This window comes from Pseudonocardia sp. NPDC049635 (assembly GCF_040659795.1).
Classification (GTDB): domain Bacteria; phylum Actinomycetota; class Actinomycetes; order Mycobacteriales; family Pseudonocardiaceae; genus Pseudonocardia.
This window is the reverse complement of sequence record NZ_JBFAON010000012.1, coordinates 17,372-31,152: the sequence shown is the minus strand read 5'-3', so window position 1 is coordinate 31,152 and position 13,781 is coordinate 17,372. Positions and strand designations below refer to the sequence as shown.

Sequence of the window (13,781 nt, the reverse complement as noted above, 5' to 3'; positions counted from 1 at the left end):
GGAGGGGTGCGCACCGTCCCCCAACCGCGGCGATGAGCCCGGCCCGGTGGAAGGGATCAGGCGGTGGCCAGCGCGGCGTAGCGACCGGCGCCGGCCAGCAGCTCGTCGTGGGTACCCGTCTCCGCGATCCGCCCGTGGTCGACCACCGCGATCCGGTCGGCGTCGCGGACGGTGGAGAGCCGATGCGCGATCGTGATCGTCGTGCGGCCGCGGGACAGTTCGTCGAACGCGGCCTGCACGGCCCGCTCGGTCCGGGCGTCCAGCGCACTGGTGGCCTCGTCGAGTATCAGTACCTTCGGATCACGCAGCAGCGTGCGTGCGATCGCGATCCGCTGCTTCTCCCCGCCGGAGAACCGGTGCCCGCGGGAGCCGACGACCGTGTCGTAGCCGTCGGGCAGCGCGGTGATCAGGTCGTGCACCTGCGCGGCACGGGCGGCAGCCTCGATCTCGGCGTCGCCGGCGTCCGGGCGGGCGTGGCGGAGATTCTCCCGGACGGTGGCGTGCAACAGGTAGGTCTCCTGGCTCACCACGCCGACGATCCGGGTCAGATCGGCTGAGGCCAGGTCGCGGACGTCGACACCGTCGATCGTCACCCGCCCCGACGTCGGGTCGTGCAGCCGCGCGACCAGCCCGGCCAGAGTGGACTTGCCCGAGCCGGTCTCACCCACCAGCGCCAGGGTGCTGCCGGCCGGTACGTCGAGATCGATCCCGGCGACGGCGGCCGTGCCGCTGCCCGGGTAGGCATAGGTGACGTTCTCGAGGCGCACGTGCCCGCGCACCCGTGCGTGGTCCACCGGAACCGGGTGCGTCGGCTCGGCGACGTCGACGGGCAGGTCCAGGTACTCGAAGATGCGAGCGAACAGTGCCAGCGAGGCGACGATCTGGACCCCGGTCGAGAGCAGCCCCATCGCCGGCCGGAACAGGCCGGCCTGCAGCGCGGTGAACGCGACCAGGGTGCCGATGCTCGTCGTGCCCGCCGTGAACGGCAGACCTGCCGACAGATAGATGACCGCCGGGACGGCGGCGAACATGACCTGGGTGACCGCCATCGACCAGCGACCGGCGAGCTCGGAGCGCAACTCCAGGCCGATCAGCCGGGCCGACGAGTCGGTGAACCGGCGGGTCAGCTCCGGCCCGCTGCCCAGCGTCTTGGACAGGGTCGCACCGCTGATCGACAGGCTCTCCTCGACGGTCACGTTGAGATCGGCGAGCTCGCGCTGTTGCGCGGCGGTCACGGCCCTGCGGGTGCGGGCGACCCGGCGGGCCACCAGGACAGCAGGTGGCAGCACCACCAGCGAGACCAGCGTGAGCTGCCAGGACAGCGCCAGCATCGCGACCAGGGTGGCCACCGTGGTGGTCAGGTTCGACGCGATCGAGGTGGCGGTTCCGGTGATCACCGACTGCATGCCGCCGATGTCGCTCATGATCCGGGACTGCACCTCACCGGTGCGGGTCCGGGTGAAGAAGGCCATGCTCTGACGCTGCAGGTGCGCGAACACGCCGGTCCGCAACCCGTGCATGACCTCCTGCCCGATCCGGGTCGCGATCCAGGTCTGTACGACGCCGAGCACCGCGGTGACCGCTGCCACCGCCACCATCCCGCCCGCCAGCCAGGCGAGCAGCACGACGTCACGCTGCGGCAGAGCGACGTCGATGACCTCGCGCAACAGGAACGGCGAGGCCATCGCGACGATCGAGGAGAGGGCGATCGTCACGAGGACGACAGCCAGCCGGCCCCGGTGCGGGGCGAACAGGGCGGCGATCCGGCGCAGCGAGACGGTGCGGGCCGCCTCCTTCTCCTCCGGGGTCGCCGTGCGAACGTCCGGCCGCCCGGGCCGGTCGGGGATACGGGGCGCCACGTGGGCCTCCTTCACGGGCGATCTACTCATTTACTGTGGTTGCCTCACTATGAGGTTACTGTACCACCGGCTGCTAACCTGCTCCCGTGCCTGATCCCGACCCTGCCTCCGTGGGCGATCTCGTCGACTCCTTCTGGGCCGTCGCCCGCCAGGTCCGGCACGTCTCGGCCACGATGCTGGCCGCCTGGGACCTGAACCCCTCGCAGGCCAGGGCGCTGCGAGCGCTGACCCGGCACGGCGAGATGCGCCCGGGCGAGCTGGCCCGGCACCTGCGGATCACACCGCGCTCGGCCACCGAGTTCGTCGACGGACTGGCCGACCGGGGCCTGGTGGAACGGATCGCCGACCCGGGCGACCGGCGCGCCGTCCGGCTCCGACTGACCGAGCGGGGTGCGAGCACCGCCGCCGCGATCCACGAAGCCAGGGCCGAGGAGGCGCGGCGCGTCTTCGACCGGTTGCCCGAGCACGACCGGGCCGAGCTCGCCCGGATCCTGACGGTGCTGCGGCGGGCCGCCGAGGATCACCCCGCGGCCGACGGGTGCTGATCCCGGTCCGTCCCCTCCGTCGCGCGCTCGGCCGGACTCACCGCTCGCGCGACGCCACCTCGTAGCGGGTGCGCTGCAGGATCGTCCACGCCACCAGGGCGGGGTTGTCGACCATCGGGACGTGTCCGACGCCCGGCAGCACCACCAGGTCGGCGTCCGGCACGGCCGCCATCATCGGTCCGGCACAGCGGGCGTACGGGATCGTGCGGTCGGCACCGGCCCAGGCGATGCGGACCGGGCACGGTGACTCGTCGAACGGCGCGATCAGCATCGGCAGCACCGGGCGCGACGCCCGCCACGACGACGTCATCCCGTGCAGCAGCAGAAACGCTCGCCCGAACCGCCGCGACGGTGACCGGTCACCGGACGATCACCGGCTCCGCGGCCCCCCGCCGCAGCGACAGCACCTCGGTGAACCCGGCGGCGAGGCACTCGGCGAACAGCTCCCGGTCGGTGACGGCGGCGGCGTCGAGGTTGGCCCCGACACAGCAGGTGTCACCGTGGGTCACCACCGAGATCATCGCGGCGCAACCGGGCAGCGGGGCGAACGGGTAGACCCGCTCGATCCGCGCCCCGCACAGGAACGCCTCGGAGCGCAGGCCCGGCACGTTCGACGCCTGCAGGTCGTTCCCCGCGGTCGAACCACCCGCGACCAGGGCGAGCAGCGGACCGGGCAGCCTGGCCAGCAGCGGCGCGACGACGTCCGGGCTCTCCAGCGCCGGCTCGTCGCGGGCGGCCCGCATCAGCGCACCGACCGCCCGGACCCGTTCGGCCGGGTCGACGACGCCCATCGGCGCGGCCAGCCGGGCCGGCGCCCAGCGGTTGCCGCCCGCGGCGTCACCGGTGCGGCGCACCGACACCGGGACCGAGGTACGCAGCGTCGCCGCCGGGTCGACCGGACGCCCCAGCTCCTGGTGGTAGAGCCGGAACGCCCCGAGCAGCGCGGCGACGTAGGCGTCGTTGAACGAACCGCCGGCCGACTTCCCTGCCGCGCGCAGATCGGTGAACCCGGCGTCGAGCGCGACGAACCGCCAGGACAACCCGCGCGGTGCCAGCAGCTCCGAGGCCTCACCGGGCGGCGGCGCGAGTACCCGGGTAGCGGACTCCACCCACCGGACGGTCTCCCGGGCCGCCGACACCGGGTGGGTCAGTGCACCGAACACGTCCCGGGCCGTCCGGGCCGCCGCCGGCAGCAGACCGGCCTCGCGGCGCACCAGCCGGTCGACCTCGGCCAGCGGGTCGGGTGCCTCGGTCGGGGGCGCCTCGGGCTGTGGCTTCTGCGGATCGTGCTCGCGGCGGCGGCTGTGCAGCTGGGACAGCAGCTGGACGACGCCCATGCCGTCGGTGAGCACGTGGTGCAGCTTCAGCAGGAACGCGGCGCGCCCGTCCGGCAGACCCTCGACCAGCATCGCCTCCCACGGCGGCCGCTCCCGGTCGATCGGGGTCATCATGAACTGCTCGGCGATCGGGGCGAGCCCGGCCCAGAATCCGGGCCCGGAGCCGGGGAGCCGCACCCGACGCAGGTGGTAGTGCAGGTCGACCTCGGCGTCGTGGATCCAGTAGGGCGTGCCGAGCCCGGCCAGCGGCTCGCGGACCCGCTCCCGGAACCGCGGCACCATCCGGGTCGCCCACTCGGTCGCCGCCATGAGGCGCGCCCACTCCGGGGCCCGGTCGAGCAGCTCGACGGCCAGCACCGGTGCGCGGTAACGGGGATCGGACTCGGCCCGCCACATCATCACCTCGAACGGCGACATCTCACGAACCGATCCCCAGGTCAGCGGCGCCTCACTCACCGGCCGCCCCCAGATGCGGACGGCGCTCGGGCCAGCGCGCGAGGGTGTCCAGGAACAGCGTGCGGACCTCGTCGGCGTGCTTCCCGGCGTCCTCGGGCACCCAGTGCGTGGTGTCGATCGGCGGATGCACGACGACCTGCACGGTCCCCCCGCGCAACGTCTGCGCGCCCCGCCACATGATCTCCCCGGCGTTGCGGATGACCAGCGGCACGATCGGAACGCCCGCCTGCATCGCGATGTGGAAGGCGCCCTTCTTGAACCGGCCCAACCGTGGTGTCGGTGAGCGGGTGCCCTCCGGGGCGATGGCCAGCGAGATGCCCTCGTCGCGCAGTTTCTCCACGGCGGGCCGCAGCGCCTCCCTGGCCTGGGTGGTGTTGCCGCGGTCGACGAACGCGACGTCGGCGATCTGGAACAGCTGCCCCCAGACCGGGATCGAGGCGGCCTCCTTCTTCGCGACACCGGTGAAGCCGTCGCGCAGCAGCTTCATCAGGATCGGGACGTCGAACTTGGACTGGTGGTTGAACACGAACACGCACGGCCGGGCGGACACCAGGTGCTCGGCCCCGGTCACCTCGACGTCGATCCCGGACAGTCCGAACGCGACGTCGGCGCCGACGCCTGCGGCCAGGTCGACGAACTTGCGCCGCGAGCCGTGCAGCAGCCCGGCGCCGGCCGCCGCGGCGAGTCCACCCGCCATTCCGCCGTAGAAGATCGCGGTGCGGGCGACGTCGGTGAGCCCTGGGAACAGCCCTCCGCGGGGCGCGCAGTCCAGCACCGGCCAACCGTTGCGGCCGGCGAGCTCGCGCAGCGAGTCGGTGGGCGACACCGCGACCGGGTGGCCGACCGAGGAGAGGAACTCGGCGTCCTCGGTGCCGTTGGCGTACCCGAAGCAGTCGGCCGGGTCGACACCGTGGGCGGCGGCGTCGGCGAGCACCGCCTCGGCCTTGCCCGGCCCCCACAGCGAGGTGCCGACGACCCGTCCGGTCAGCACGCCGCCGTCGACCTCCAGCTCGGTGCACAGGACCCGGTCGGCGCCCAGCTCGTCGGCCATCGGCTGCACCTGGAACCGGGTCGCCGAGGACGCCATCACCACCTGGTGCCCCTGTTCCTGGTGGGCGGCGACGAGCTCCCACACCTCCGGGTGCAGCGCTCCGGCGATCTCGTCGCGGAACAGGTCGTTCCCGAGGGTGACGAGCTCGGCCTCGCTGCGCCCCTTCCAGGTCGCGAGCGTGATGGAGAGGAACTCCTTGAAGTCGTCATCGGTGCGGATGCCGCGCATCCCGGACAGCACGGTGCGCACCATCTCGAGCGGGCCGACGTCGAACTCGCGCAGCCGTCGGCGGTAGAACGCACCTGCCGAGTAGCCGTCGATGACGGTGCCGTCGTAGTCGAAGTAGGCGATGGTGCCCGGTCCGGGCGGCGCCGCCCGGACCTCGGCGAGCCGCTCGGCCCGCGCCGTGGACGTTCCCTCAGCTCGCGACACCGCTGTCCCCCTCCACGTGTCCGGTCGCCCCGGGGATCGGTACAGCCGCGCTGTCCTCCCCCTCACCGAGGACGACCTCCAGCCGGGCCCGCTCCAGACCGGCCAGCCGCCCCAGATCTTCGATCACCGCGCTGACCTCGGCCAGCCAGGCCGCCCGCCGGGCACCCGGCGCCCCACCGGCGAGCAGGCCCCGGTTCTCGGCCAGCCGCAGCGCCGTCGCGTACAGCTCGCGCGACACCGAGTCGGGCCGGTCCAGCTTGCGCTGCATGAGCATCTGCCTACCGACGCCGAGGCAGCCGTCGAGGAAGTCCTTCTCCTCCGGCATCGGGTCGTCACCGAGCACGGCGAGCCGGTCGGCGACGACGAGCTGGGCGTCGAAGAACGACCGGAGCACGCCGGGGGCGACCAGCAGCGGTGCCCGCCGCAGCGCGGCACGCGCGTCCGCGGGCTTCCCGGCGCGGTGCCGCCACTCGGCGTCGACCAGCTCGGCCTCGTTCATGATCTCGTCGCGGAACTCGGCGCGGGTGGAGAAGAAGAACTCGAACTTCAACAGGTCCCGTAGCCGGGCCAGCTCACGCCAGGCGACCTCGACCGGGTCGTCGCCCTCGTCCGCGTCGCCGACCCGCAGCAGTGCCAGCTCCAGCATCGCCCGGTTCAACAGATGGTGCAACGCCCCGTTGCGGTAGAACGCGGCGACGTGGTGACGGCCCGCACTGATCGAGAACACCGGCTCGGTACCGCCGGAGTAGATCGTGACCACACCCGCCTCGGCGAGCCGGTCCAGGGTCATCCGCAGGCCGTGCCGGGTGCGCAGCTCGGCGATCGGCACCGGGACGCCGCGGGCCTCCAGGTAGTCGGCGAGCGGGGCGACGACCTCACGGACCTGCTGCAGGGTCAGCGCCCGGTCGCGGGCGCTGAGCAGCGCGAACGTCGCCAGCGACGTCGCCGTGGCCGGGGTGACCCGGTTGATCCCCGCGCACACCCGGAACGCGACCTTCTCCAACCGGGCCGAACCCTCACCCGCATCGGCCAGCGCCTGGCGCAACGACAGGGGCTCGGCGAACCGGACCCGCGCGGTGCCGACGTGACGGCGCTGCTCACGGAAGTAGCCGTAGAGCCAGCCCAGGCCCTCGGCCTTCTTGTCCCCGCCGCGCTGCTCCGCCGCCATCGCGCCGACCTCGTGCAGCTGGTCGTAGACGATCGAGACCGGGACCAGCACCGCGTCCAGCTCCGGCCGGTCCTCCAGCGCCGCGACCAGGTAGCGGAGCAGGCCGTAGCGCGGGCGCCGCAGCTTGCCGGTACGGCTGCGGCCGCCCTCGATGTACCACTCCAGGTTGAACCGCTTCGCCAGCAGATGGCCGAGGTACTCCTGGATCGCCGCCTTGTAGACGGTGTCGCCGCCGAAGCTGCGCCGGATGAAGACCACGCCGGCCCGGCGGCCGAGCGCACCCATCGGCCAGAACGACAGGTTGTTGCCACCGAGCACGTGGTTGCGCGGGAAGTTGCGCTCGTGCAGCACCTCGGCGAACACCAGCGGATCGGCGTAGGAGCGGTGGCTGGGCAGGAAGACGAGCGCATGCTCCTTGTTGAGCTCGCGCAGCCGCTCCAGCCCGGACTCGTCGACCTGGACGTCCCAGGCCTTGGTGTGCATCGGGCCCATCATGGCCCGGAAGACGTCGATCGCCGGCGGGCTCTGCACCGCCGCCATCTCGTGCAGGCAGCTCACCAGCCGCCGTTCGATCTCGGCCCGGGTCGAGCCGGTCTGGCGAACCAGCCGCTCGACCAGCTTCGGGAACCGGTGCGACGAGGTGATCTGCTCGACCATCCGCCGGGGCACCTTGTAGCGGTCGCCGAGTATCCGGCGCTCCGCACGGTCGCAGGCCAGCACGGCCTGCCGGGCGACGAACCGGGCGAACCCCCCCGATCCGGGGCGGGACCCCTCCTGGACGGCGAACCGCTCCGCCAGGCCGGCGACGGTGGCCGGTTCACCGACGACGACCCGGGCCGCGTCCGGCCGGAACCGGGCCATCGTCGGGTGCAGCGGGGACCAGGCGATCCGCATCGCGGCGGTGGTCGCGAGCCCCCTCAGCTTGCGCAGCGCGCCGGACTCGTCGGGCTCGGGGGTCACCCAGGTGATCCGCGCCGGGATGATCACCGTGTCGTCCCCGTCGAGCGCCGCGCCGAGCGCACCGGGCGCCTCCGGCCCGGCCCCGAGCGGGACCACCCGGGCATCGGGATGCTCCTTCTCCGCCCAGCGCTGCAGGATCGACCGTTCGGTGAAGGAGCGGGGCTGGATGATCACCACCTCGCGCGTCCCGGCCAGTCCGTCGGTCGTCATCGGTCCCCCTCGCGCCGGCCCGCCGCGTCGCGACGCTTCCCCCCGGCACAACGTAGTTACCGCGAGATTGCCGAACAACTTCGCGACACGGTGTGCCAGCCCCGCCGACCTGCGGCTCGGCGGGACGTGCCGATCGCGGCGGCCCGCTGAGCTGCGCCGCGGCGGTGGCGCGCGTCAGACGACGCCGCTCGCCTCGGTGAGGGTGTGCCGCAGGATCCGTTCCATCTCGTCGAACTCGGCCTGCCCGGCGATCAGCGGCGGGGCGAGCTGGACGACGACGTCCCCGCGGTCGTCGGGACGGCAGTAGAGACCGTTGCCGAACAGCGCCCCGGGCAGGTACTGCTTGACCAGCCGCTCGCGCTCCGCGGCGTCGAAGGTCTCCCGGGTGGCCTTGTCCTTGACCAGCTCGATCGCCCAGAAGTAGCCGTCGCCGCGCACGTCGCCGACGATCGGCAGGTCCAGTAGCCGGCGCAGGGTGTCGCCGAAGGCCTGCTCGTGGGCCAGCACGTTGCCGTAGAGGTCCTCGTGCTCCATCAGGTCCAGGTTGGCCAGCGCGACGGCGGCCGCGACCGGGTGCCCGCCCCAGGTGTACCCGTGCGGGAAGCTCACCCCCGGCTGCAGGAACGGCTCGATCACCCGCTCGGAGGCGATCATCGCCCCGAGCGGGCCGTACCCGGAGGTCATGCCCTTCGCACAGGTGATCAGGTCGGGGGTGTAGCCGAACTTCGTGCAGGCGAACGCGTGCCCGTGCCGGCCGAACGCGTTGATCACCTCGTCCGAGACGAGCAGCACGTCGTGCCGGTCGCAGATCTCCCGCAGGCGGGCGAAGTACGACGGCGGCGCGGTCAGGCAGCCACCGGAGTTCTGCACCGGCTCGACCACGACCGCGGCGACGGTGTCCGGGCCCTCGAACCGGATCGCCTCCTCGACCCGGTCGGCGGCCCAGCGGCCCAGCGCCTCGGCATCGCCGTCGAACTCCGGATGCCGGTAGAGGTTGGTGTTGGGAACCCGGAAGCCCCCCGGGGCCAGCGGCTCGAAATCCTGTTTCATCGCGGGCAGGCCGGTGATCGCCAGCGCCCCGTGCGAGGTGCCGTGGTACGCGGTCATCCGACTGATGACCTTGTGCTTGGCCGGCTTGCCGCGCAGCGTGAAGTACTGCTTGGCCACCTTCCACGCCGACTCGACGGCCTCGCCGCCACCGGAGGTGAAGAAGACCCGGTCGAGATCCCCCGGCGCGAGGTGCGCGAGCCGCTCCGCCAGCTCCGCGGCCGGCGGCGTGGTGTACCCCCACACCGGGAAGTACGCCAGCTCCGACGCCTGCCGGGCGGCAACCTCGGCGAGCTCGCGGCGCCCGTGCCCGGCCTGCACGACGAACAGCCCGGCCAGGCCGTCGAGCACGCGGTGGCCGCGGTCGTCCCACAGGTACACGCCCTCACCCCTGGTGATCACCGGGATCGGCTGCGCGCCGTCCCGACCGTGCATCCGGGCGAAGTGCATCCACAGGTGCCTGCCGGCGGCCCGGGCCGCATCGGACATCGGCCGGCCGTCGGAGGCGGGGGTCCGGTCCTCGAGAGCGGTCATAGGGGCTCCTGTCCGTGCCGTCGGTCGCGGTCGTCTCCCCGATCGTCGCGGCTGCGACGCTCCCGACCCGGATACGATTCGTATCGTATGGCCGCACGACCGGAACGGAGTGTCGCGGCATGTACCCGACGATCGCGGACGTCCTGGCCCGACCCGAGGTCCGCATCGGAGGGCCGGTCGTGCGCGCCGGCCGGAACGCGCTGGACACCGAGGTCCGCTGGGTGCACGTCAGCGAGCTGGCCGACCCGGCCGGGACGCTGCCCGACGGCGTGCTGGTGCTGTCGGTCGGACTGCCGGTGGCCGACCCGACCACCGACCCGGCACGCTACGTCACGGCCGTGCGGGCGGCAGGCGCGGTGGGGTTGCTCGTCGAGATCGGCCAGCACCTCACCACCCTGCCCGGCCCGCTGGTGCAGGCCGCCCGCGCCGCCGGCTTCCCGTTGGTCGAGCTGCGCCGCACGGTGCGTTTCGCCGACGTCGTGGCCGGGGCGCTGGAGACCGTGCTGACCGAGCGGCACGACCGGGCGTCGTTCACCGAGCACGCCGGCGGCGTGTTCCGGACGCTGACCCTGCACGGGGCGAGCCCGGAGCGGGTGGTCGCCGAGGCGGCCGCCCTGCTGGAGGGTCCGGTGGTCTGCGAGGACCTGGCGCACCGGGTACTGTTCACCGCCGGGGAACCGGACCTGCGGGACTGGCCGGCCCGTTCCCGGTTGGCCGGACCGGCGGGCCCGGAGGGCTGGCCGACGGCACCGGTCGGCCTGCCGGGTGCGCGCTGGGGCAGGCTCGCCGTCCCCACCCGCCCGGTCCCCGGCGCCGAGGACCGGGTCGCCGCGGTGCTCGCCCACGCGGCGGACGCGCTGTCGCTGCTGGTCCGCGACCGCGCGCCGGGCGGGCTGCTCCGGGCCGCGCACGACGCGCTGCTCGCCGCGCTCGCCGCCGCGACGCCGGTGGACACCGAACGGATCGCCCTGCGCGCCCGCGCCACCGGCATCGACACCACCGCGGCGTTCGAGGTGGTCCTGGTCGACGGTGGGCCGTCGGGGAACGCGCCGGCGGTGGTCCCGGGTGCTGTGGTCGGGACCGTCGACGGCGCGGAGATCGTGCTGGTGCCGCTCCCCCGCCGGGCCGGCACCGGCGCCCGCACCGACGAGCTCGTCCGGCTGCTCCCGCCCGGCACCGTCGTGGCCGTCACCGGCCCCGGCCCGTTCGACCAGCTGCCGGAGCTGCTGCGGGAGGCCCGGACGAGGGCCGATGTGCACCGGTCGACGGCACCGCCCGGCGCCCGGCCCGCGCCGCCGCCGCGGCGCACCGGGCTCGGTGCGCGCAGGCTGGTGTGGCAGCTCCGTGACGACCCTCGGCTGCTCGGCTTCGTCGAGGAGCAGCTCGGGCCGGTGCTCGCACTGCCACGCACCGAACGTGATCAGGCACTGGCCGGGCTGGACGCGCTGGTCGAGGCCGGTGGCGTCGTCGCCGAGTTCGCGCGCCGGATCGGCACCGGGCGTCCCGCCGCCTACGCGCGGCTGCACCGGCTGTCCACGCTCCTCGGCGCCGACCTCACCGAACCCGAGGTGCGGACGTCGGTGCACCTGGCGCTGCTCGGGTTGCGCCGGGCCGGTCACTGACCGCCGCCGGAGACCTCGCAGCGTCCGCGGCCCCTAGCCGAGCAGCTCCAGTTCGGACTCCGGCTCCGGCTCCGGCTCGCCCACCAGCTCGCCGTACAGCGCGGTCAGGGCGACCGCGATCCGGGCCCGGTCGAACCGGGACACCGCGCGGTCCCGCCCGGCGATGCCGTAACCGACCCGCATCGCGTCGTCCCCGAGCAGGTCGCGCACCGCGGCGGCGACCTCGGCGGGGCGGCCGGGCCGGACCAGCAGGCCGGTCACCCGGTCGACCACGGCATCGGCCGCCCCGCCGACCGACGACGCCACCACGGGGCGGGCGCAGGCCATCGCCTGCAGCACCGGGGTCGCCGGGACGTCACGGTCCGGCACGTCCAGTACGACGTCGGCGGACCGCAGCAGCCGGGGCCGCAGCGCGTCGTCCACCGGGCCGAGGAACCGGACCCGCCGGGCGACGCCGACCTCCCTGGCAAGGGCGAACAGCCGGGCCCGATCCGGATCGTCACCCCGCGCACCGCCCGCGACCAGCAGCTCGGCGTCGCGGGTCCGGGCGAGCGCACGGATCGCGGTCCCCACCCCCGCACCCGGCGCGAGCGGGCCGACCACGACCAACCGCGGGTGCTCACCACGGCGCAGGGCCGGGCCGGCCGGGGTGTAGGCGTCGGTGTCGACGCAGGCGGGCACGGTGCGCAGCTGCGAGCGAGGTACGCCTGCGTCGAGCAGGGCGGTGTGCCGGTGGTCGGAGTCGGCGAGCACCATCGCGACCCCGGCGAGCGACCCGGCCGGACCCGGCCCCCCGGCCGGGCACGACGCGACGATCGGCACGCCGGCCGCGGCCGCGCGGGCGACGGCAGCGGGACCCACCGCGTGCACCAGGTCCGGCGGGTCGTCGCCCCAGCCGGTCCCGGTGGCCGGCAGCGGCCGGACCACGAACTCCCCCGGCCCGTCCACCGGCCCCGGGCCGTCGTGATCGTCGGCCCGGTCGGTGAGGAACAGGACGCGGTGACCCGCGACGGCCAGGGCGCGGGCCGCGGTCACGGTCCCGCATCCGTCGGGAACCTCGGACGTGCGGATGACGGCGATGCGCAACGGGCCCTCCTCGGCGTGCACGCTGGGCTGCGGGCACGCGCAGGTGGCTCTACGCGTCGAACACCCGACGGTACCCGCTCCGCGGCGGATCGCCAGCGGGGACGAACCGCTGCAGACGGTGCCGGTGCACCGCCCGGCCCCGTGCGTGGCACGACCCCGGGGTGTCGGCGGCGATGAGCGATCACCGGTGGCGGAGCCGGGCCGCACCAGAGCTGCCGGCCCGCTGCCGGTTCGTGCATGAGGCGGTCGTCCGCCGGGTAGGTTCTGCTCCGACCGACCGAAAGGAGGCACGATGCGCCCCGACACCCCGCTCCCCGAGACCGATCCGGCGGACGCGCTCGAACAGCGGCGTCCGGCGTTCCCCGAGGACGACGACACACCCGTCGGCCCCACCGCCGACCGCGAGGCCGACCCCGCCGATCTCGCGGACCAGTACCGCGACGCCGGCCAGGACGAGGACGCCTACTGACCGCTGCACCCGGGCCCGTCGGCACGACGGACCCACGATCTCCCCGTGACACCCGCGGTGCTCGCGCTGGGGCCGGCCCGAGAACCGGGCGGGGTGGGCGCCGCGGCGCCCACCCCGCGCCGCGGCTCACTCCCTGAGCGCCGCGACCTTCTCGCGAGCCTCCACCTTGCGCACCTCGGCCCGGCGACGACGCGCCCTCCAGGCGATCGCCCCGAGCACCAGTCCGATCCCGAGCAACGCCCAGCCCACCATCCCGAACGCGTGCTCGAACTTCTTTGCGGCCTCCCGCAGCAGGTAGCCGGCCGCGACGTGCAGCGAGGCCCATGCGACGGCCCCGGCCACCACGGCGGGGAGGAAGCGGCGCAGCGGCAGCCCCGAGGCGCCGGCGGCCGCCGGTGTCATCGTCCGTACCACCGGCAGGAACCGGGCGCACAGCACCGCCCACGACCCGTGCCTGCGCAGAGTGCGGGCGGCATCGTCCCATTTGTCCTGCCCCATCCGCCGGATCAGCCGGGAGTGCCGCAACCGGGGACCGAGCCGGCGTCCGATCGTGTACCCGATCGAGTCCCCGCCCATCGCCGCGAGCGCGACGACGCCGGTCACCAGCACCGCCGACGGGACGTCCGGCACCGCCATGGCCGCCGCGATCAGCACGGTCTCGCCGGGTAGTACCAGGCCGACCCCGAGCGTGGTCTCGCCGAGGGTGATCAGGCCCGCGACGAGCACCACCACCCACAGCGGGACGGAGTTGAGCAACTCGATGATCTCGGAGATGGGAGCTCCTCGGCTCGGGGCACGTGCCCTGCACGGGGGTCGGTCCACACAGGGCACGCCGTCGGCGGTCAGGTCGGGCGGGGGGCGCCCGCGGGTTCCGGCCCCGGCGCCGGGTCCCCCCGCAGGGCAGCGCTGCCCGCGCCCGCGCCGATGGCGGGCGCAGTGTCGGCCTCCACAGTGCCCGCTCCGGCGATCTCTCCGGTGTCCGGCGCAACGGATCGTCGGTGGGCG

General features: G+C 74.2%; 11 protein-coding genes. 3 read left to right on the top strand and 8 right to left on the bottom strand.

Annotated features, from left to right (window positions below; genetic code table 11):
• Nucleotides 1–56 precede the first annotated feature (56 nt).
• Nucleotides 57–1,859, bottom strand: a complete 1,803-nt coding sequence (locus tag AB0J24_RS16070) for an ABC transporter ATP-binding protein (RefSeq protein WP_358681620.1) — start codon at nucleotides 1,857–1,859, stop codon at nucleotides 57–59.
• A 110-nt stretch (nucleotides 1,860–1,969) separates the two neighbouring features.
• Here AB0J24_RS16070 and AB0J24_RS16065 point away from each other — a divergent pair, with 110 nt between their 5' ends.
• Complete coding sequence (locus AB0J24_RS16065) at nucleotides 1,970–2,404, top strand: MarR family transcriptional regulator (protein ID WP_358681617.1); 435 nt, start codon at nucleotides 1,970–1,972, stop codon at nucleotides 2,402–2,404.
• 37 nt (nucleotides 2,405–2,441) lie between these two features.
• Here AB0J24_RS16065 and AB0J24_RS16060 read toward each other — a convergent pair whose 3' ends face one another.
• The 5 genes from AB0J24_RS16060 to AB0J24_RS16040 all read right to left on the bottom strand — a co-directional run bounded on the left by AB0J24_RS16060 (nucleotide 2,442) and on the right by AB0J24_RS16040 (nucleotide 9,599).
• A complete protein-coding gene (locus AB0J24_RS16060; protein WP_358681614.1) occupies nucleotides 2,442–2,714 on the bottom strand; it encodes an alpha/beta fold hydrolase in 273 nt (90 codons plus the stop codon).
• A gap of 49 nt (nucleotides 2,715–2,763) precedes the next feature.
• On the bottom strand, nucleotides 2,764–4,197 hold the full coding sequence (locus tag AB0J24_RS16055) for a wax ester/triacylglycerol synthase domain-containing protein (RefSeq protein WP_358681611.1): 1,434 nt from the start codon (nucleotides 4,195–4,197) through the stop codon (nucleotides 2,764–2,766).
• Entirely contained in the window at nucleotides 4,190–5,680 is a 1,491-nt protein-coding gene (locus AB0J24_RS16050; protein WP_358681608.1) for an HAD-IB family hydrolase, read from the bottom strand. Before AB0J24_RS16050 ends, AB0J24_RS16055 begins: the two co-directional genes overlap by 8 nt.
• Complete coding sequence (locus AB0J24_RS16045; protein ID WP_358681605.1) at nucleotides 5,667–8,018, bottom strand: glycerol-3-phosphate 1-O-acyltransferase; 2,352 nt, start codon at nucleotides 8,016–8,018, stop codon at nucleotides 5,667–5,669. Before AB0J24_RS16045 ends, AB0J24_RS16050 begins: the two co-directional genes overlap by 14 nt.
• A 174-nt stretch (nucleotides 8,019–8,192) precedes the next feature.
• Nucleotides 8,193–9,599: an aspartate aminotransferase family protein gene (locus AB0J24_RS16040; RefSeq protein WP_358681603.1), complete on the bottom strand. Its 1,407-nt coding sequence runs from the start codon at nucleotides 9,597–9,599 to the stop codon at nucleotides 8,193–8,195.
• Between the two features lie 119 nt (nucleotides 9,600–9,718).
• On the opposite strand from AB0J24_RS16040, the gene AB0J24_RS16035 reads away from it, so the two are divergent.
• Nucleotides 9,719–11,221, top strand: a complete 1,503-nt coding sequence (locus AB0J24_RS16035; protein ID WP_358681601.1) for a PucR family transcriptional regulator — start codon at nucleotides 9,719–9,721, stop codon at nucleotides 11,219–11,221.
• Nucleotides 11,222–11,254: 33 nt separating this feature from the next.
• Here AB0J24_RS16035 and AB0J24_RS16030 read toward each other — a convergent pair whose 3' ends face one another.
• Nucleotides 11,255–12,307: a glycosyltransferase family 4 protein gene (locus AB0J24_RS16030; RefSeq protein ID WP_358681598.1), complete on the bottom strand. Its 1,053-nt coding sequence runs from the start codon at nucleotides 12,305–12,307 to the stop codon at nucleotides 11,255–11,257.
• A 292-nt stretch (nucleotides 12,308–12,599) separates the two neighbouring features.
• Here AB0J24_RS16030 and AB0J24_RS16025 point away from each other — a divergent pair, with 292 nt between their 5' ends.
• Nucleotides 12,600–12,776: a hypothetical protein gene (locus AB0J24_RS16025; protein WP_358681595.1), complete on the top strand. Its 177-nt coding sequence runs from the start codon at nucleotides 12,600–12,602 to the stop codon at nucleotides 12,774–12,776.
• A 126-nt stretch (nucleotides 12,777–12,902) separates the two neighbouring features.
• Here AB0J24_RS16025 and AB0J24_RS16020 read toward each other — a convergent pair whose 3' ends face one another.
• Entirely contained in the window at nucleotides 12,903–13,532 is a 630-nt protein-coding gene (locus tag AB0J24_RS16020; RefSeq protein WP_358681592.1) for a DedA family protein, read from the bottom strand.
• Between the last annotated feature and the right edge of the window lie 249 nt (nucleotides 13,533–13,781).

Coding starts and splice junctions, on each gene's coding strand:
- AB0J24_RS16060 (WP_358681614.1), bottom strand. CDS start 2,714: ATGACGTCGTCGTGGCGGGCGTCGCGCCCGGTGCTGCCGATGCTGATC.
- AB0J24_RS16045 (WP_358681605.1), bottom strand. CDS start 8,018: ATGACGACCGACGGACTGGCCGGGACGCGCGAGGTGGTGATCATCCAG.
- AB0J24_RS16040 (WP_358681603.1), bottom strand. CDS start 9,599: ATGACCGCTCTCGAGGACCGGACCCCCGCCTCCGACGGCCGGCCGATG.
- AB0J24_RS16035 (WP_358681601.1), top strand. CDS start 9,719: ATGTACCCGACGATCGCGGACGTCCTGGCCCGACCCGAGGTCCGCATC.
- AB0J24_RS16025 (WP_358681595.1), top strand. CDS start 12,600: ATGCGCCCCGACACCCCGCTCCCCGAGACCGATCCGGCGGACGCGCTC.